The organism is Rhodopirellula europaea 6C (genome assembly GCF_000338295.1).
GTDB classification, from domain to species: domain Bacteria; phylum Planctomycetota; class Planctomycetia; order Pirellulales; family Pirellulaceae; genus Rhodopirellula; species Rhodopirellula europaea.
The window spans coordinates 1-20,587 of sequence record NZ_ANMO01000061.1 but is presented as its reverse complement, the minus strand read 5'-3'; the positions used below and the strand labels follow the sequence as shown (position 1 = coordinate 20,587).

Annotated in this window: 11 protein-coding genes; 3 read left to right on the top strand and 8 right to left on the bottom strand. The window is 56.5% G+C overall.

Annotation, left to right across the window (positions count from 1 at the left end; translation table 11 throughout):
- Positions 1-59: 59 nt before the first annotated feature.
- Both RE6C_RS05100 and RE6C_RS05095 read right to left on the bottom strand, forming a co-directional pair.
- A complete protein-coding gene (locus RE6C_RS05100) occupies positions 60-3,836 on the bottom strand; it encodes a YhaN family protein (RefSeq protein ID WP_008654490.1) in 3,777 nt (1,258 codons plus the stop codon).
- Complete coding sequence (locus RE6C_RS05095; RefSeq protein WP_008654488.1) at positions 3,833-5,128, bottom strand: metallophosphoesterase family protein; 1,296 nt, start codon at positions 5,126-5,128, stop codon at positions 3,833-3,835. Before RE6C_RS05095 ends, RE6C_RS05100 begins: the two co-directional genes overlap by 4 nt.
- A 77-nt stretch (positions 5,129-5,205) precedes the next feature.
- On the opposite strand from RE6C_RS05095, the gene RE6C_RS05090 reads away from it, so the two are divergent.
- Positions 5,206-5,754: a hypothetical protein gene (locus tag RE6C_RS05090; protein ID WP_008654487.1), complete on the top strand. Its 549-nt coding sequence runs from the start codon at positions 5,206-5,208 to the stop codon at positions 5,752-5,754.
- Here the strand turns inward: RE6C_RS05090 and RE6C_RS05085 are convergent.
- The 5 genes from RE6C_RS05085 to RE6C_RS05065 form a co-directional block, all read right to left on the bottom strand.
- Positions 5,725-11,562, bottom strand: coding sequence for a DUF11 domain-containing protein (locus RE6C_RS05085; RefSeq protein WP_081605568.1), 5,838 nt, complete (start codon positions 11,560-11,562; stop codon positions 5,725-5,727). The genes RE6C_RS05090 and RE6C_RS05085 overlap by 30 nt on opposite strands.
- A 154-nt stretch (positions 11,563-11,716) precedes the next feature.
- Complete coding sequence (locus RE6C_RS05080) at positions 11,717-13,360, bottom strand: sulfatase-like hydrolase/transferase (protein WP_008654485.1); 1,644 nt, start codon at positions 13,358-13,360, stop codon at positions 11,717-11,719.
- A gap of 262 nt (positions 13,361-13,622) precedes the next feature.
- Complete coding sequence (locus RE6C_RS05075) at positions 13,623-14,576, bottom strand: glycosyltransferase family 2 protein (protein ID WP_081605567.1); 954 nt, start codon at positions 14,574-14,576, stop codon at positions 13,623-13,625.
- Positions 14,569-15,945 carry a lipopolysaccharide biosynthesis protein gene (locus tag RE6C_RS05070; RefSeq protein ID WP_008654482.1) on the bottom strand — a complete coding sequence of 459 codons (1,377 nt, stop codon included), beginning with the start codon at positions 15,943-15,945 and terminating at the stop codon, positions 14,569-14,571. Before RE6C_RS05070 ends, RE6C_RS05075 begins: the two co-directional genes overlap by 8 nt.
- Positions 15,942-16,601, bottom strand: coding sequence for an FkbM family methyltransferase (locus tag RE6C_RS05065; protein ID WP_008654481.1), 660 nt, complete (start codon positions 16,599-16,601; stop codon positions 15,942-15,944). The genes RE6C_RS05070 and RE6C_RS05065 overlap by 4 nt, the downstream gene beginning before the upstream one ends.
- A gap of 336 nt (positions 16,602-16,937) precedes the next feature.
- Between RE6C_RS05065 and RE6C_RS05060 the strand changes: the two genes are divergently transcribed.
- A complete protein-coding gene (locus tag RE6C_RS05060) occupies positions 16,938-18,677 on the top strand; it encodes a hypothetical protein (protein WP_008654480.1) in 1,740 nt (579 codons plus the stop codon).
- A 24-nt stretch (positions 18,678-18,701) separates the two neighbouring features.
- Here RE6C_RS05060 and RE6C_RS05055 read toward each other — a convergent pair whose 3' ends face one another.
- The gene (locus tag RE6C_RS05055; protein WP_008654478.1) at positions 18,702-19,907 is read right to left on the bottom strand and encodes a glycosyltransferase family 4 protein; all 1,206 of its coding nucleotides are present in this window, start codon (positions 19,905-19,907) and stop codon (positions 18,702-18,704) included.
- A gap of 245 nt (positions 19,908-20,152) precedes the next feature.
- On the opposite strand from RE6C_RS05055, the gene RE6C_RS05050 reads away from it, so the two are divergent.
- Positions 20,153-20,587, top strand: a 435-nt coding sequence (locus RE6C_RS05050; RefSeq protein WP_008654477.1) for a tRNA-dihydrouridine synthase family protein, incomplete at its 3' end; no start/stop codon positions are given.

The window sequence follows — 20,587 nt, the reverse complement described above, 5'->3', positions numbered from 1 at the left end:
ACTCCTGGGATTCTAGTAAAACTTGGCGTTTTTGCTGGCTTTGGCACAGATTTTCGCACCTATTGCGTGAACACGTCAAACAGTGTGTCGGGAGGCGTGAGGTTTGCATCAGGCTTTTTGGGAGATGCTTTGGGAGCCGTCTTCTTTCTTGCCGCTTTCTTCTTCGGTTTTGTGGCTGAAGCGGCTGGTTTGGCGGATGACGCGGAGGCAGGTGAGTTGTTTTCACCCAGCCGGTGCACGTGGTATCCGTTCTCGGGAAGTGTTTCGGATGCCAAATCGACCAAGTGATCGTGGTGCGTGAACAGGATGACTTGAGTGGTGGTGGAGAGTTCTGAAAAGACCTTGAGTGCCGCAGCGGCCCGGCGATCGTCAAGCTGGATCAAACAATCGTCGATGATCAGCGGGATCGCATTGGCGTGGGCCAACTGATGTTTCAGCGACGCCAATCGCAACGCCAAATACAGAGCATCCGCAGTTCCCGTGCTCATGCGATTGGCCGGCACCTCGACCCCGTCTCGAACACCGAACAGCGATGGTTTGTCGCTGTCGCCGTAGTCGACCCGCAGGGATTGATATTCGTTGCAGGTCAGTGTCGCGAAAAATGATTCTGCCTCGCGTAGCACAGGTTCTTGGTTTTGGTTGCGGTAGTGTTCCATGGCCCGTTGCAAGATCGACGCGGCCAATCGCAGACGGATGTACTCTTCCGATTCCCGTTGGAGTTTTCCGAGCGAGAACTGCATGTGTTGGGAGAGCTTGGATGCCTCGCTGCTTCCATCGATGGCACCCAGTCTTTGATTCAAACTCCAGAGTTCTTTTTGTGATGCCGAGAGTCTTTCGTCCAGTTCGTCTTTCTTGTCGGTCAGCTGTTTGAGTTCTTCGACGATCATGGCGGGCTGCTGGTCCCGCAAAGATTCAACGAACGATTCGCGATCTTGACCACTCGCCCAATGATCCAATTGGGATTGCAAGTCTTCCACTTTGGACTGGGCGAGGATGCGCCGACGACTGCGTTCTTCCACTTCGCCCAGCTCCTCCGGGGCGGAACAATGGGCTTCGTCGCAGAGTTGTTGCTGCGTTATCGTGAGTCGTTCCAACTGCTCGTTGGCGTCCGCGAGTTCGCGTTCGCGTTGGCGGAGCTGTTGTTGAACTTCGTCGCGAGCGCTGCGAGCACGTTGTTCCCGTTGCAAACGTTCGTGTGCCGAGTTGATTGTTTCAGCCAACTCGGTCAAGCCGGCGGTGCCTACTGATGGATTGATCGAGGATTCTGAGCCGGCCTTTGGTGAGGCCAACGAATCATGTAGCCGAACCGCTCTTCGGACAAAGACATCGGTTTCTTTGCTGATCGAATCGATGCGAAGCGAAATGTCGTCTCGTTGTTTCTTTTGACCGATCAGCTGCGTGATCGAATCCATCATCGACAACGCGTCTTGCGGAGCGGGTTTGGATGTCAGTTTGAGCGACGCGGTGAGTTCGTCCCACTGTTGATCCCAAGCGTCCAACGCGCTCTGTCGACGTTGCAGCTTGGATTCCAAGCCGGGGATCTCGGTTCTGCATTCGTCGCGTTTGTTCTCGCGTTGTTCGCGAAGTTTGAGTTGTTGAGCCTGCTCCGCACGTTGGGTCAACGCCACGTCGTGCAGACGCGAAAGAGTGGTGCTGGTTTGTTCGAGTGAATCCTCGGACGAGTTGTCGGAGCCTTCCATTTCCAACGCTTGTTGCAGACGCGAAATGGCTTGTCGAAGTTGAGCGTGCGATTGATCGCGTTCGGCGATAGCGGTTTGCAACTCCGCAAAGTGTTCGATCAACTTTTGATGATCCGACATCCAGGTTCGCATCGCGTCGGGATCACTTGCTGGGATGCCAGCCGCTTGCCAAATGGCTTGCCAGTTCTCTTGAGCCTTTGTCAGGGAGTCTTGCGCGGCGGCCAGCGCGGCGTCGTGTTCGGAAGATTGTCGACGCAGTTGGTCCAGGTTGTTCTGAGCGGCTTGTCGTCGGTAGATCGATTCGTGTTGCGACTGGAAGACGTCCGCGAGCGAGTCGGCTCGATGGATTGCCAGTTCGGCTGCAGCAAGCTGTGCGGCCCATTGGTCGGCGGCGTATGAATCCGCGTTCTGCTTCATCGCATCGATGATTTCGTCGCGATGCTGACGAGCGTCGCGCAGATCTTCGGGCGTTGGGAGGTCCCCCGTGTCCGCGTTCAACGAGGTGAGCTTTTCTTCCGCGTTGGCGAGGGCTTGTTGAAGTTCCTGACCACGTTGCTGGCACAACATGACGTCTTTGCCAGCCCGGTCGAGTGCTTGCGTCAGATCCGTCAACTGTGACTGCGTCGGCAGCGACAGCTCGACAGCAGATTTGATCGCGTCGTCATCGCCGTTCGAGTCGAGTTTCAATCGACGGTGGATGGTTTGGCATTCGCGAGCCAGTTTTTCGACTTGCGATTGTTCTCGACGGGCGGCTTCGATCCAGCGTTCGGGGGCACCCATCTCATCGAGCGTACGGTCGAGCAACTGGAACTGCGTTGGCGCGTTGGACTCGGCCAATGCCTCCTCGGCCATTGTCAGTTCTCGCTTGGCTTGATCGAGCTGGTCTGAGGCGTCGTCGCGTTGTTGAACCAGTTTTTCGTATTCGCTAGCCAATCGTTGAATTTTGGCCCGTTGCGACTCACTGATTTGCAGCGAGTCCACTTGTTGTGTCAACGCATCAGAATCGGTTGCCTGTTGTTCAGATGCGTGGGGGACTTCAGCGAAGGCCAAATCATGGAGCTGTGATCGCATCTCTCGTTCAAGGGCCGCCAGCGAGTGTTGCAGGGTTTCCTTTTCGATTTCGGCTTTTTCACGACCGGGAAGTTCGCGATACAACGCGAGGATTTCATCCTCGAAGAGTCCGATGGATTCATCGTTTCCGAGTTGCTTCAGTTGCTCAGTCAGATCGACATGGTTTTGTTGCAAGGTTTGCAGAAGACGGGTCGTCGATTTCTGTTCTTGTTCCCATTCGCGTCGTCGATCCGGGAAGTCATCCGATAGCATGGGCGCGTCTTGCACGCTGGCTAATTCTTGCGTCGCCGTTTTCCAACGAGGGATCAACGGCAAGGCTTGTTCGGCCGACTTCAGTTGAGCGATTTGTTGAGCGAGCGATTGGGATTCTTCACGCCAGCCTTGGATTTGCTGTTCCTTTTCAGCCAGTTGCTTTTGTAAGTCGGAGAACTCAGCCGGTGGGACTTGAGCTTCGCGCAGCCGACGACGCATCTCGTCGAGTTCTTGCAGGATGTTGTTGATCGTGGGTGTCTTGCCGGTGCGTTTGAAGCGTTCACTGGCTTCGGAATCAAGTTGTTCATAAATTTCGCGAAGACGCCCGATGCCGGCACCCGCCGAGAACAGGATTTCGCCGAGTTCACCTTCGCCTCGCAATATTTGTTCGCCGCCGAGCAACAGCTCTTCGTGCGACAAACCAAATCGCGAGCGGAAGGTGGCTTCGTCGATGCCGCCGAGCATCTGTGCCAATTCGGAGTCAGCGATTTCAGTTTGGTCGTCTGCACCACGCAGCGTGTTTTTGCGACCTCGACGTCGAATGCACTCGAGAACTTTTTCAGTGCTGGTTCCGTCGCTGGAGTGTGTCGTCAGGCGTCCACCAACACGAAGTTTCGCTGCGGGATGCAAGAAGGCATCATCGGCTCGAGTGGCCATGCCGAACAACCAAGACGAGATGGCTCGTAGGCTGGTTGATTTACCGGATTCGTTGGGGCCAACGATCAAGTGGAATCGGTTGGGACCGGCGGAGAGATCGAGGCTGCGTTCGGTGATGTGCCCAAAGGCGATCAGGTCCAGGCGTTCAATGATCATCGTTTGCCTCCTTGCAGTCGGGCGAGCAGTTCGGTGGTTGCTGCTTCGATCCATTCGTGACGTTCTTCAGGGTTGTCCAAGCGAATGGGGGCTTGGTCGCCGCTGAATTCGGTTGGCAGTTTCTTCAGCAGTGGTGTGATTTCGTTGTTCAACCATTCCAAGTCTGCGTTGTCGGATTTTAATTCTTCGACAACGGACAGGATGCTGTGCAGTGGGCCCTCCTGGTTTGCATCGTGTTGTTCGGTTGATGAACGATCGACTTCGGCCGAGGTTTTGACCTTCAGCCGTTCCAGCCAAACCTGTCCGTGGCCGTGGGTGACCGAAGTGGCTCGCAGCGACGCTTCCAAATTGGATTGTTCCCGCATCCATTGGTGATGCAGTGGTGACTCGCCGGACAAGATGACTCGCGTGACCAGCAACCGATCTTCGACCTGTTGCAGTTGGTCGTTCATCCAAGCTTCGTAGGCGTCCATCAATTCATCGGTGTGCGACCATTCGCTTGCGTTGGCATCGAACGTTTCAAATCGAACGACATCGAGTGGGACGAATCGGCGCTGGGTTTGGTTGCGAGAGTCGACGTCGACGATGATGCAACCTTTCGGTCCGGATTCGCGAATGTGTCGGCCTTGGATGTTGCCGCTGAAGACGACCGGGGCGGTGCCTTCGATTTGGTGTTCGCCGCGCAAGTGAATGTGGCCGAGCGCCCAGTAGTCGTAGCCTTTGTCAGCGAGTTGTTGCGGGGAACAGGGAGCGTACGGGTCGTGACCGTCCAAGCCTGACAATCCCGTGTGCAGGATGCCGAGGTTGAACATGCCGCCGGTCGGTGCGGGGTACTCGGCGGCCATGTCGCCCGTTTCGGCTCGTTTGGCATACGACCGACCGTGGACGACGATGCCGAGGTCTTCGAGCACCCGTTGGTCGACCTTCTTTTCGCTCAACAGGATGTCGGATCCGTCGGGGTTCTTTGGCAGCGGCAGGTTCGACGTCATTTTGTTGGCGGCGTCGTGATTGCCTCGGATGACGGCGACGTGAATTTTATGATTGACCAACCGGGTGGCTTGTTTGACAAAGAACAGACCCGTGTTTTGGTCGGGCCAATCGCCGTCGTAGAGGTCGCCTGCGATGACGACCAAGTCGACTTGTTCTTCGATCGCCAAGTCGGTCATGTTCTCGAGGGCACGCCGCGATGCTTCGCGAATTTCGTCGACGGGAGCGTCTTCGTAGGCGTCGAGTTTCTGCAGGGGGCTGTCCAGATGAATGTCGGCGGCGTGAAGGATGCGGCGGTGACTCAAAGGGCTTCCTGCGGGCGGGGTGAGTGGCGGGCAAGTTGGGGACGACGACGTCGTGCCGGGTGGCTAGACTGAGCGTCATGATAACGCACCATGTTCGAATCGGCTTCGCGGGGGAAATCTATCTGGCTCGTGCCCAGCGACGGATTGAACGTGGTCGACGTGTGTTGGTGCGGACGCCTCGCGGGGTGGAATTGGCTGAAACACTATCCGTTTGTGAGGATGGCGACACACCAACCACACTGGAAATTCTCCGGCCGACCACACACAACGATGATCTTCTGATCGAGCGTTTGCAGCGGCACAAGGTTCGCGCGGTTCGCGAATGCCAATCGATTTTGGCGGAGAGCGAATCTTCAGCGGTGTTGTTGGACGTCGACCAATTGTTCGACGGCGGGACGCTGGTGCTGCACTTTTTAGGGGAACCGGATGCTCTTGGCCGCGAGCTGACCGATGCGATCGTTCGCCGCTACGAAGCCGAAGTCAAGAGCATCGAACTGAGTGATTTGATGCAGACCGGATGTGGCCCGGGATGCGGCACCGCCGACGCTGGTGGATGCGGCGGCGGGTGTTCGTCATGCAGCGGTTGTGGCATCGCCTCAGCGAGACAAAAACAACCGCTTGGATAGGACACGTGGGGCTCGGATCTCAAGTGCGACTTGATCGTCCTCGTCTGGATCCCCATTGCCAGGCACACTGTCGACATCGAACTGATCGGTCTGGGTGACTTCGGCGTTCAATGTTTTCAACCCGCGAGTGTCGACGCGTGCGGTCAAAACCAATTGAACGCTTGCACCGGACGCCAAGGGACCGATGTTCCACTGACCCGTCGCTGGGTCATAAGATCCTTGCTGCGGTGAAGCCGGTGGTACCAGCGTCAGTCCATCGGGCAGCAACGATTCAATCACAACGCCGGTGGCATCGGAAACACCGTCGGCATTGGCCGCTGTCAAGGTGATCGTGATGATGTCGTCGACCTCGGGTTCCAAGTTGTCCACCGCCGCGGTGACGCTGACGTCGACGACTTGAGGTGTGACTTCGACGGACGCCAGGTCGTCTTCGTCACCATCGGCGTTGCCCGGTGTGCTGTCGGGATCGATTTGATCGGACTCGATGATCTCGGCAACGTTGGTCACCGAACCGGACTGTTCAACGATGGCGTTGATTTGCAGTGTCGCGGATTGGTTGGGATCGAGTTGCGTCAATGTCCACAGGCCAGTTTGCGCATCGAACGTGCCCTGCGTTGGCGTGGCATCTTGGAAGTTCAATGAACCTGGCAAGATGTCTCGGATCACAACGTTCGTTGCCGGATCGTTGTTGGCATTGGTGACCGTGACGAGGTACTGAATCGTATCGCCGCGATTGGGATTGGAAATGTCGACGGACTTGCTCAACGACAAGTCGGCACGAGCGATCATCAAAATCGCTGAGTCGGCATCGTCTTCGTTGACGTCACCGTTTCCAAACACGCTGTTGCGATCAGGTTGGTCGGCGGAGATGACTTCCGCGAAATTGGTGATGCCGTCACGAAGGATGTCGTCGGTGACGGCGTCTCGGTTGACCGATGCGTTCAGTGTCAGCGTGACCAATTCGTTGCTGGGAATGCTCGGGATCGACCAGGTGCCCGACTGAGGGTTGTAGCCTCCGTCGTCGGTCGATGACGAGACAAAGATCAGCCCGGCGGGCAACGAGTCAGCGATCTCGATGTTGGTGGCTGTCGTCGGGCCCGTGTTGGAAACGGTCAATTCAAATTCGACGGGATCGTCCAAGTCAAAACGCGTGCCATCAACTGTTTTGCTAAGCGCCAGATCGATCAGTTGTGCTTGGACGTCCACCGAGGCTCGGTCGTCTTCGGCTGGATCGGCGTCGCCGTTGCCCGGCGTGCTGTCAGGGTCACGTTGGTCGCTGGCCATGATCTCCGCCACGTTGGTTTGCAACGATTCGGAGTTCACGTTTGCGGTCAATGTGAGTGTCGCGGTTTGGCCGGATGCGATTTCATCGATCATCCAGATCTCGGTGACCGCCGAGTAGGTGCCGTCGGACGTGGTTTGGTCGGTGAGGTCCATTCCGTCGGGCAAGAAGTCTCGGACGCGAATTCCGGTCGCTGGGTCGGGCCCACTGTTGCGAACGGTGATCGTGAAGGTGACCGCATCGCCAAAGTTGGGCGAGGCATTGTCGACGGTCTTGGTCAGTGAAAGGTCGGCGCTGGCGAGCGTGACGATCGCGGCGGCGGTGTCGTCTTCGCCATCATCCAAACCACTGTCAGGAACACTGTCTTGGTCGGCTTGGTCAGCAGCGATCACTTCGGCTCGGTTTTCGAGTGTTTCCACGTCACCGATTGTGCCGGTCAGTTCCAGCGTGGTTTCTTCACCGGATGCCAAATCACCGACGGTCCAAAGTCCGCTTGCGGAATTGAATGCACCGGCGGGCGACGAGGATGTGAAGGTGTATCCATCAGGCAGCGAGTCACGAACGATGATTCCGGTCGCGTCGTCGGGACCATCGTTGCGAAGCGTCAGCGTGAAGGTGACTTCGCCGTTGATCGCGGGACGCTGGGGGGAAGCGGTTTGTGTGAGCGAGAGATCGATCACCGGCGTGGTGATGCTTGCGCTGGCTTGGTCGTCTTCCGCGGCGACGTTGTTGTCGGGCGTGGAATCGACGTCGTCTTGATCGACGGAAGCGACTTCGGCGGTGTTGGTTTGCGTTCCGACTTGGTCGACGATTGCGAACAGGGTCAACGTCGCGGTGGCGTCATCGGCCAAGGAATCGATGGTCCATTCGCCCGTGTCGGAATCATAGGAACCGTCGCTGAGCGAGTTCGATTCGTAGGTCATGCCGGCGGGCAACAAGTCGCGGACGACGATGTTGGTCGCCGTGTCTCGCGTGGTCGCGGTCTCGCCATCGTTGGTCAATGTGATTGTGAAAGCGACGCGATCGCCGACGTTGGGAGCCGGGTTGTCGACGGTCTTTTCCAGCGACAAATCGATGAACTCGACACGGGCGGTCACGCTGGCTTGGTCGTCTTCGGTCGGTTCGTTGTTGTCAGGTGTGCTGTCCGAGTCGACTTGTCCGGCCGCGATGACTTCGGTGCGGTTGGTGATCGTCGGTGAGTCGGCGGTCACGTTGTTGTTGACGCTGGCGTTGATGATCAACGTCGCGGTGCCGGAGGGAGCCAACTCGCCGACTGTCCAAAGACCGCTGGACGAGTTGAAGCTGCCGGTTGTCGGTGTGGCATCGACGAAGGTCAGTCCGGCGGGCAAGTTCTCTTCGACGATGACTCCCGTTGCGGTGTCTAAACCTTCGTTGCGGACGACGATTTCGTACTGGATGGTTTCGCCCAATCTTGGTGTGAGATTGTCGACAGTTTTGAACAGTTCCAGATCGATTTGTTCGGCTTGCAAGCTCGCTTCCGCTTGGTCGTCTTCGCCAATCAATCCGTTACCCGGTGTGCTGTCGGGATCGGGAAGCGTGGCTTGGATGATCTCGGCGGAATTGGTCAGTGTGCCTCGTGAAAGTGTTGTCGCAACAATTTCCAGCGTCGCAAACGAGGGGGCGGCGGTGCCGGAATCGGCGTCCAGTTCCGGGACGGTCCAGCGGCCGGTGGTTTCATCGTAAGTGCCAATCGAGGCGGTGGCTTCGACGAATTGCAGTCCGGCGGGCAGCGAGTCCAGAACGATGAACTGCCCCGAGGGATCTCCGCTGTCGTGGCGAGCTGTGATCGTGAAGGTCACGTTTTCGCCGACGTCCGCATTGGCGTTGTCGACGATTTTGGTGAGCGACAAATCAGCTTGCGCGGGCGTGATGACGCTGGACGCTTGATCGTCTTCGCTGGCGTCTTGGTTGTCAGGCGTGCTGTCGGGATCGAACTGTGCGGCCTGCGTGACTTCGGCGGTGTTGGTGATGGACGCGAACAGATCGCTGCGGCCGGGATCTAAAATCGCGGTCAGTGTCAGCGTTTCGCTTGCTCCGGCCGCCAGCGAATCGACCGTCCATGTTCCCGTGGCGTCGACATGAGTGCCGTCGGTGACTTGGGCGTCTTGAAGAATCAGCCCGGCAGGAAGCAGGTCGGTGACTTGGATGTTGGTCGCTGTCGTGATGGGAATCGCTGCGCTGGATTCGGCGTTGGACAATGTGATCGTGTAGGTGATCGAGTCGCCCGGTTCGGGGCGTGCTGGCGTGACCGTTTTGGTCAGTTGCAAGTCGATCGCATTGGGTGTCAAAGTCGCGGAGTCGGTGTCGTCTTCGGTGGAAGCACCTGCACCGGGAGTGCTGTCCGGGTCGCTCTGGTCCGACGCGGTGATGGTGGCCGAGTTGGTCTTGATCCCCAGGCTGTCGACACGTGCGATGATCTGCAGGGTTGGCATTGCCGGGATCGGGTTGCCTGGGTTGGGAGCGGTCACATCGCCGACTATCCAAAGCCCCGTGTCGGAATCGTAAGTTCCTGACGAGGTCACATCGCTAACGTAAGTCAATCCGGCTGGCAGGCGATCTTGAACTTGAACACCTGTCGCGTCGTTGGGCCCATCGTTGTCGACCGTGATTGTGAAAGTCACGTTCTCTCCGACCGTGGGCGATTCGTTCGAGACGGTTTTCGTCAGCGAAAGGTCGGCGACCGGTGTTTGAATGAGGACTTCGTCTTGGTCGTCCTCATCGATCAAGTCGTTGCCCGGAGCGCTGTCGCGATCCGTTTGGGCGACCGTCAAGACTTCCGCCACATTGGTGAAGTCACCGGCTTGGTCAACGCGAGCGACCAGTTCCAATGTTGCCAGTCCGCCGACGTCGAGCGAGGCGATCGACCAGCGATTCGTTGACGTGTTGAACGAAGTGCCGGCGCTGGGTGTGTTGCCAATCAGCGTCAATCCCGCGGGCAAGCGGTCTTCCACCAGGATGCCTGTCGCTGTGCTGAGCGTCGCGTCGGTGGCGGTGTCGAGCGATGAGTTTTGCAACGTGAGAGTGAACGTGATCTCTTCGCCGACGTTCGGTTGGCTGTCGGAAACCGCTTTGGACAATTGCAAATCAACTCGCGTCGCGGTCACCGTCGCGGCGTCTTGATCGTCGTCAGCCAGCACGTTGTTGTCGCGAGGGCTGTCCGTGTCGAGCTGTTCGGCGGCCGTGATTTCCGCCACGTTGGTTTGCGGGTCCAGGCTGTCCAGTTGTCCTGTCAGTCGCAGGGTTGCTGTCGCGCCGACGGCGAGACTTGGGATCGTCCAAAGTCCCGTGCCGGGCGTGAAGGTTCCTGTGGAGGTTGTTCCGGTGGTGTTGATGATTCCCGTTGGAATTCGATCGGTCACAACGATGCCCGTTGCGGGATCGGGGCCGTTGTTGGTGACCACCACATCGAACACGACGTTCTCGTTCAACGTCGGTTCCGTGGTGATCAGGGTCTTGGTCAATTCCAAGTCCGCTTCGCCGGCGTTGTCGATGTTCTGGACGATGATGGTGGGGCCGACGGTGCCGAGCAGGTCGGCGATCGCGTCGTAGTCGGGGCCGCCGCTGACTTCGAGTTCAATCGCACCGATTTGGGTCAGGTCCGCGCCGCTTCCGCTGACTGCTTGGAAGTCGCTGAATGGGATGTACTCGATTGAAGTGGGCTGCGTTGGCAGAGCGGGAATGGTCAGGGTGGCTTGGCTGACCAGAGTTTGGCTGCCCGCGATTCCATCGTCGCTGTAGAGCCGGATCACTGCCGTTCCGCTGGTCACGGAACCGATGACAAATCGCAGTCCGGTCGCGGAACCACCGCTGGTCAGATCGATCGCTCCCAAGCCATCGTCGTCAACGGTCGCGGCGTTGTCACCCGCGCCGTCCCAGATAACCGAACGACTTCCGTCGGCGAACCCGTTGGCGTCAAAGCTGAGCAAGTCGGGTGAGACGGCTTGGTTGACGCCAATCGCAACCGTGCCGATGTCTCCCGTGCCGCCTTGAGTTTTGTCGACGATCAAATCACGTGAGCCACCAATGGCTTCGGCAGCAGCTTGCGTGGACGTCACCGGCGTTCCATCGGTGATGGTGTCCTCAACACTTTGAGTGGTTTGAAACGAGTCGATGGTTTGGAAGGATTGCCCGGCGACCTGCGCCGAGGTCACGGTGATTAACGGCGAGATCTGTTGTTGCAGCGTGCGGCCGTTGACCGTTTGTGCGGGCTGGAAAACGAAGTACCATCCGGCGGTGACGCCAGTGAACTGGTAGTTCCCGCTGGGGTCCGCCATGGCCATGTTGACTTCCACGTCGTCAGCGTCTGGCTCGAACACGCCGTCGCCATCGTCGCGGAACAAGTCCAACGCAACGTCTTCAAAGTCACCCCCGATGAAGCTGTCCGTGACCTGCCCCCGGATCGTCACCAAATCGGAAGCCACCGCCAACAACCGCCGACTTTCAAGCGACTCCAGCAGCAACCGACGTCTGCCTCTGCGAGCGCTTTTGGGAGCACTGTCGTTCATCCGTGAATGGCGGCTTGGGAATCTCATCGTCAAAGCTTTTCTGGGGGGATCTGCAAGCTGTGTGTGACATCACACGACGGATAGAGAAGATAAGCGGCCTGGGTGGAGCAGGGAAGATATGCCAGTTTGAGGTGGTTGGCAGAAGATGCTTGATTCAATTGACCGTTTGCTGCCTTGGTTTGCCAAACGCCTGGCGGAAGTATTCCTGCACGACCCGTGGAGATTGAAATCCTGCGGGTGAGTCAAGTGAATATCCGCGTGCGTCTCTGGGGCCTCGAATTTGAATCTCAGGTGGTCGCAGAGTCAGTTTGCAGTGCACGCCCAAGACTTTTGAATCAATTGTCGAGGGGGAAATCAGCAGTGCTTGTGGCCGCAAGTAGTCTGCGATGGCCAGGACGCGAGGTTTGGGAGAGTCCGCAGACAGGTCAATGCCATCAAAGGAATCAGGATCGCTGACTTGAATTTTGGCAAGGGAGAGCAATGTGGGAAGCAGGTCCGCGTGACTGGTGTTGAAGTCAATCTTTCGCTGGGTCACCTCAGGACCGAAAAGGATCGCGGGAGTTCTTACTTGTGTTGCGGAAAGGCGAGTTCCGTGCCCAATGGTTCCATCTTCGAGAAACGATTCCCCATGGTCGCCCACAATTGCAACCAGTCGATTGGCATCGTTCAGCAACGGAGCAATCATTGCATCCAAAGTTCTCGCTGAGTTTCGATAGCGATTCCAAATTGCGTTTCTCGAATCGGGGCCAAACGGCAAAGGGTAGTCCTCGCCAGCCGAAGGGAGATCTCGCACATGTTCTGGTGCAACCAGAAACGGCGCGTGCGTGGCGTAGAGATACAGGACCGCGAGACGAGGTGAACGTTGCTCGCCATCTGGGAAGTCTGTGCGAGATAGGAACGTATAGGCGGAATCGATCGCATGTCGATCCGAAGCAAGTCTGTTTCGTGGTCCGATATCGAAGGTGTCGTAGGCGTCTGCATGAATGAACGCCTCCATTTGAAAGGCTTCCCAGTCATCCGCTCCCGCGAAGAAGCCAAGTTCGTAGCCTGCTTGCTCGAACAAGCGATTCATCGCGGGTGAGAAACGTACGTCTGCGAGATAGAACCATATCGCATCCAGGCCACTGACCAAAGAAAACAGCCCAAGAGAACTCGCGTTGCCACCGGAATGATGACGGCGCATCCAAAGCCCTCGCATGGCTCTGGAATAGGTGTTGGGCATTACCGATGGATCAACCAGTTCGGGCCGGAGCGATTCAACCACGATCAGCAGGATGTCAGGGGGCAGCGATTGAGTTTCTTGCACCACATTGAAGCGGAGCATTCGCGTGCGTCGCGTGACATCCTCTGATGTGAATAAAGGGCCGGGAAGGACGTGTTGTTCTTTCGTTTGTGAGTCAACACCATGGTTGTCGAACCAGCCGGTGACCCCCAACGCATGGCGTGAGGGCACACGCGTCATGTTGATTTCTACAGACGACCACGCAAGCAAGCCTGGAATCGCCGTCATCAAGACGCTGAGCGTCCACGCATGGGTCGCTCCACGAACGCTCATCTGGCGAGTCTGAGACGCAAGTGCTTGAGCGAGGAGTTGCGATCCCCGATGACAAATCCACCCTATCGCAAACAAAACCGCGATCGCGAATGTCCATCGAAGCATCATCCGAAAGGTGAGATAGGGCACCAAACTTGGCACTCGCGTGGAGAACAGGTTCCATGCATCGGCGGAAATTAAACGGAAGCCAACCCAGTGAAAAACCAGCAGGTCTGCCCCGACCCAGATCCACCACATGGTCATCAGGAAAAGGAACCACCGATGGCAAGACGGCTTCCACCGACCCAGATACAGCAAAATTACCGGCGGGAAAAATGCTTGAAAGACTCGCCAAGCTGCGACGGAAAACTCTGACGCCGAGGCATCTGTCTCAGTCTCGATTGCAAATTGGTGCCAACATGTCGTCGCCAGCACGGCACAACCGATCAGATTTGCCCACAGCAGCTGTTGCCAAAGCAAAGGAGCGTTCTCTGGATGGGGCGACCGAGGTGGTGTTCGCAAGAGACTAGCTCGATTGGGATCGGAGCAGTGCGAATAGTCGAGGGAAGTGCGATGCTGCCACAAGCTTCCACGCACGCGTGTCCAAAGGTTTTCGAGCAGCCAACCGTCGCGCATGTTTGCGGGCGGTGGCGAGGTAGCCTTCTTGCACCGCCGTCCAGGCCCAAGTGCGTTCGCGATCCCAGGCGGAACACTGCTCGTTGACCGATGTTGGAAGGACGGCTTGGTTGAACGGCAAATTACGATCGGCGTGAGCTTTCGCAAGCAACCGATTCAAAGCATCCGCTCCGTCTTTTTGTCGTACAAAGGACATATTCTGAGGGTGGACGCGGTAACGCGTGAGAGGTTCGGGCAGGTTTGCGAGGCGACCAATTTGAGCTAGACGTAGCCAAAGATCTTGATCCTCCGCGACTGGGTAGTTTAGAGCGAAGCCACCTGACTCAATCACCGCATCGCTACGCAGCATCGTAGACGGATGCATGATGCCGCCCGCACCTGAAAGCATTCTTGCTTCGATAGCTTGGTGATCGGAGGGCATGATCGTCACGCCATAGGGATCACCGTCATCGTCAATATTGAGAACCGCAGAGCCAACCAAAACGCAATCTGGATGAGCGTCGAGGTAAGCGACTTGTTTCGAAAATCGTGTGGGCTCGGCGATATCATCGGCGTCAATTCGTGCCAAGTATCGTCCTCGTGATTCATCGATCAAGCGATTGAGCGAAGCCGCCATGCCTGCGTTGTTTTGCCGGATTAGCTGCACACGGTTGTCGTTTGCGACGGATTGCGTCGCTATGTCGTAGGAGTCGTCGGTTGATCCATCGTCAAGGATAAGGAACTCAAAGTCTGTTTCGGTTTGCGTCAGCACGCTTCGGATGGTCTCCGCCACAGTCTTCTCGGCGTTGAAGACGGTCAAAAGGACGGAAATTCGAGGACGAGACGCACTCGGATGTTCATTCATTGCGATGCCAATTTCGTCGCAGGTGGATCCAACCCCAGGTGGAAAGCGGCAGGTAGATGATCGCGTGCATGAGCAGGAACGCCGCACTAACGCCGACGGCTCCGAACCAGATTCCCATCCCCCAAATCACCAAACCGCTGGTAACGCAACCAACCAGACTGATCGCGAGGTAAGGTGATTTACCATGAGCGTGCAGATAGACCCATTGAAATTCAATGATGAGAGCCGCCCATAATCCGATGATCAACAACGCAGTCGGCAACGCGGGTAGAAACCGATTCGCATAACGAAAGTCGATGAGATCCAAACCGATGATTCCGCTTAAAAAGCATGCGCCAAGCAGGGCCATTAAAGTGGCGGCAACTTTGCCCACTCGGAAGTAGATTCGGTCTAGTTCTTGGTAGTTGCGTTCGGCAATCAAAACACCGAAGCGGGGCGTGCGTGTCCGGACCCATGACGAGCATGCACCACGCAGCGACTGCAGGATGTTCCATGTCAAACCGAATTGGCCCGCCACGACAGAGTCTTGATATCGGAATAAAACAGGCAGCATCACGTCGGCGTTGAAATAGTTGAAAAGGCCTTTCAGCATAAGCTTGGATTGAAAAGGCCAGATCTCTTTCCGCCATGCGATCGACGCACCCGTGGGACGGAAAGCAAATGTCGCAAAGAATCTTGGGTATTTCCCGAGCATCCAGCCGAGTTCGCAAATCAGGCGAACGGCGGTTGCCAATGCAGGGATCCAAAGAGCTGCACCCAGCGGAATGGCGATCCAAACTACGACGCTGCCCGCAATGCCTCGTACCAGGTTGAGTTTGTGAATTTCGCGGACTTGGTCGCATCCTTCCAGCACCGCGAGAAACGGGATCAGCGCGAAGGCACAGGATGATAAGCCTACCAGCGTTAGCCATGGTGCTCGCCAAACCAGTTGGTCCGCTGCCATGTCGTCGGCGAAGAACCAAAGTCCAAACAAACCGGCCAGCACTCCGAAGGAGATGGCCAAGGCAGCCTGCACAGCGGTGGATATCCGCATTAGATGTGTTAGCCGCGAGATGGAATCTTTGTCGCCGACTAACCGTCGATGCTCATCCAGGTCAAGCTTGCTCCAAAGGTGGCTTGTCATCGTGACGATGGTCTGCGGGAATGCCAGTTCGAAAAACATTTGCAGTCCGATCACGGACCAGAATGTCACGTAGAAACCTTGCATCTCTGGTGAAAAATATTTGACCACCAGCCAGAGCGTGATCGGACCGGAAAGAAATTGCCAGTAGCGGGTCGCGACAGCATAAAACGTGGCGCGGTCGACTTCCAATCGATTCAGTGCGCGACGTGGCCAGGAACGCTGAGGCGGTGTTTCACTCGAACTCATGAGAACGTTTGGTCCCCGGAGTTCGCGGTTGCATCTGAGATGGCTCGGCGAACGAAGACCGTATTCTCGCCATTTTGTCGAGCATCAAATTTGTCGGATGGAAAGCGTTCTTCCATCGCTTTTTCACAACCCGGAACCCAGCGATCGTGGCATTCGATCATGGCGGTTTGTACGCGATTGGTCCATTGACCTCCGACGGCAAGGATCTCTTTCTCAGCGCCTTCAATGTCCATTTTGAGAAGGTCGATTGACCCCTCGAAAAACCGGTTCACGACATCATCCAATCCAACCGATTCGATGGAAGACAAATTTCGTTGAGCGGTTTTGCTCGTTTCCTGATACCGGTAAGCCCAAGGTTGAGCGTCCTCTGAAATACGTTCCAGCATCGCATTGCGATGCCAAAGCCCAACCTGGAGACAACGGATTCGCCGATAGGCCGCTGCGTTTTCCTTCAGCACGCGAAAGTTGGAAGGGTCGGGTTCGATTGCGACGATATCCGCGTCTGGGAATTGGTTGGCGAACCAGACGGACGCCAAGCCGATGTTTGCCCCTGCATCGAGGAGAGTTTTTGGCCGCGGTACGTCGATTTTGTACTCAAGATCTAAGAAGATCTGCTCAAAGACATATTCGTCCGAAGTGCCAATGCGAATTGCCACCGGGGCAGCCAACCCATGCCAAGTGATCCATGTTAACGGCTGTGGATCGAACAAAAGACGGGATCGCAAACGGAACCGCTCCCGTAGAGAGAGCCGCTGTCCCAGGCGGTCGGCTCTCCACCGGATGTGGTGATGTAGCGTATTGGGAACTAAGCACCTGCCCAGCAAACGCCAGACTTTGCCTGCTAGATGACGAGCGAATACATGTGATTCCTTGCCTGGTCGAGGGGGCACTTTTCTTTTCAATCGATCCGCTGTCGTGCTAGGATAGTGCAACCGTCAAAACGAGTTGCGTTTTGATCTATTCGAAGAGACTTTTCTGTCCGAAGGAACCTCATGGTACCCACCGAAGACCAAATGCGAAAACGAGTTGCCCATCGGGGGGCGTCGTTGCGATCGCGTTCCTGCATTCGGTTTGCAGCGCTGTGTGGTGCATGCCTGCTTTCGTTTGTTGGCTTGATCGCACTTGGAGGATCAGCTCATGGCTACACGCCAGAGGATCCTGAAATCCAGGCCCTGGTCGATGGCGGTGTCGAATCGTTGCGAACAAATGTCCGCGAGAAGACGTTCTACGCGCTGACAACCGCTTTTACAGGCGGGTATGGTGAACACGCTTTGTGCGGGTACGCGGCGATGAAGGTCAACCATGACGCAACGGACCCGGCGGTCCAGCAAGGCATTTCCTCTGCCCGGACATTGGTTTCAAAGCTAGGAGCACCCGACCCGGGCGGACACAGCAGCAAGACTGTTTACGCTGTTTCAGCGGCAGCACTGCTGCTCGCGGAAGTGGACGCAGAGAAATACAAGTCGGAATTGAAGCAGATCGATCGGTATTTCCGAAATGCACAATATCGCAATGGTGCCTACGGTTATGTGGGCGAAAAAACGGGGGATGTTTCCCAGACCCAATACGCCATGTTGGCTCTTTGGACCCTGGATCGAGCTGGAATTCAGATCGATTACAAGGGCGTTGGACAAACGGTCGGTTGGCTGCTTCGCGTCCAGGACCCGGGAGGCGGATGGCCATACCAAGGGGTTGATCCGGGAGGGAACAATCGCATTCGGCAAAACGGTGTTACTCCGTCCATGGCTGTTGCAGGTGGGAGTGCGGTGCTGATTGGAACCGACATTCTCCGGATGTGGGGCGAGAGTTTAGGCGGAGAAACTTCCGCACTCGTTGGCTTACCCAAAGCCGTCAAAGAATTCAAAGAAGGTCAAAGCCTGAAAAAGGTGGAACGGCCTAAGATGCCGAAAGAACCTGTCGTGGCAGCAATTCAAGCTTGCGAAGGTTATCTGAGCAAGAATTCCGCTGATCCCGGCGTCAAGCGAAGCATTTGGCCGTACTACCAGCTTTATACGTTGGAGCGATACGAAAGCTTTCGAGAGATGGCATTTGACTCCGAGATCAATCCGAGTCCTGCCTGGTACAACAGTGGCGTCGAGTACCTGAAAGAAGCTCGAAAGGGGGCAAGTTGGCCCGGCGGTTCCTATACCACCAGCTCGGTAAGCACCGCATTCTCGGTTTTATTCTTGATCCGAAGTACCAAACGAGCCATCGTCAAAGCCAGTTCAGGCACTTTGGGAGGTGGACGATCACTACCAAAGGACACAACCAAGATTCGTCGCGAAGGTTCACAGATCAAGGGTGAGCCGGTTGGCGCGTCGGTGTTGGATTTGTTGTCGGCTCTCGAGGACGATGGCAATGAAGCTCTGGAAGGAAAGTCGTTACCCGAGAACATGCAGTTGGCAACCGATCCAAAAGAACTGCGTGCTCAGCTGGATCGATTGGAGCGATTGGTTCGAGGCAGTCAGTCTTACCAAGCTCGCCGAGTTGCAGCCCGATTGTTGGGCAAAAGTGACGACATGCGAGTGGTGCCGGCACTCATCTTTGCACTCAGTGATCCTGATCTGTCGGTGCGTCGTTATGCGAGAGATGGGTTGCGATTTATCAGTCGGAAATTTGAGGGATTCGAGATGCCTGACAAGCCGACCGAAAGTGAACTGCGTAAAGCAGAGAGAGCTTGGATGGATTGGTACCTCACTGTTAATCCGAAGCATGTCTTCGTTGATCAGTGATTCTCTTGAGAAGCGGGACGTCGGTCAGGGCGTCTCGCTAGTGGATGCAGGCACGATGGGCTCGTTCGCGATCGAGCAGCGAATCCAATTGGCGAAATTGTTTGCGATCAGATCAGCACTGTGATGTTGATCCAGGTAGTCGTCCACCTTCGCCCAGTTGATCGCATTGCTTTTTAGTTGCTCGTCGATGCGTTGTGCCAGGAGTTCTGCGGAGTCGTTGCAATCAACTCCCACGCCCGAACGCGACAAGAAATTGTCGTGATCTGACAACGCAACAATGGGCGTATGGGAGGCGGCAGATTGCAGCAGGACGTTTGGGAAACCTTCGTGCTCCAAGCTTCCCGTTGACACGAACAGCCTGGCCGCAGCAAAGACCATCGGCATTTGGGCGAAGGGAACTCGGTCGATCAGCTCAACGTTCTTGGGAGCTTCGTGACGAATGAGTCTTTCAATGTCTGGGTCGAATGGATTGACGATCATTTTGACTGACACATGCGCCAGCTTTTTGGCGGCTTCCAGCATGAGCAAAGGACGCTTGTGGAAATCGTCGTAGCGACCAATCCAGAGTACGTCGAATTGCTCTTGGAATGGTTTGGGAGCGGGTGTGGCAAATGGCGGTTGCCAGTCTTTGCGAACAATGGGGTTTCGGGCCAGCAATCCTTCGCGATGAAACATCTGTCTCAGTCGGTCGATTTGCCATTGGCTTTGGCAGACAACGTGATCGGATCGAGTGAGCGCATAGCGACGAGCGGAGGATGGTTCGCCGCATTCGTTCCGGTATTCTGAGTCGGTTGCCAATCCGTCCTCCAGTCCTGCGTTGGATTGAATGCAGACGAAGCTTGGCGTGTGTTCCGCTGTCGCGGTTGCCACCACCCGTGAGCTTGAAGAGTTGACCCCGAAACTGATCCAGGCGTCGATGGATTGGTCGATCAAGCGAGGGTCCGGGTGGCTGTCGATTGGATCGCGAGACCGGAATGGTCGTGTCATCGCCAGAAAAGGAATTTGCCACAGCAAGTGCGGTGAGAAGCGTTTGATGCGTTTCGATTCCGTGTCGACGCATTCTCCCACGGCGTGGCGAATTGCTCGAAACCGACTGACACTGATTTCGAGCTTCACGCCCTCGACTTCAGCGGGCCATGCCACGGTTCCGCTGCGTGGACGATCGGTTTCCAAAAAGCAGACGGGCTCGATGTCTGGCTGTCGAGCGAGGTGTTGAGCGAGGGTCCACATTGCGGTTTCAAGTCCGCCGAACGTCTCGCCGTACCTCTTTGCTGAGTGACGCTCTGTGATTGAGTTTTCTGCGAGGGCGCCATCAGCGTGGGGGAGCGTGGCAGGCGGAACGATGGCCGGTAGTGCATGCCAAGCGACCAGACCAACGCGAAAAGGCTTGGGATTCATGAACGGGCGATTCGCCAATTTTGCAAAGCGACGATAAACTGAAGTGAAAACAAACCGCCGCGAAAGCCGACCGTCGAATGATTGAAAAAGACGCCACGCCTGTATCTGCCCCCACGCGAACCGTGCCGCCGCTTCGGATTGGTGATTTGGTCATCGATCCGCCGATTTTGCAGGCGCCCATGGCGGGGTTCACCAACGCTGCGTTTCGTCACATTGTACGTCAATTCGGCGGCGCGGGGCTGCTGGCGACCGAAATGGTCAACGCTCGTGGGTTCGTTTGGTTGGACGAAAATGAAGCTGAGCACCCCGATCGATTGTGGGGGGTGGCGGATGAACCCCGACCGCTGGCGGTTCAAATTTGGGACAATGATCCGGAGACCATGGCCAAAGTCGGGCGACGATTGGCCGAGGAATACCGCGTCAGCGTGGTGGATATCAACTTTGGTTGCCCCGTTCGCCAAGTCACCGAGAAGGCTCACAGCGGAAGCTACTTGCTGCGAGAACCCAATCGG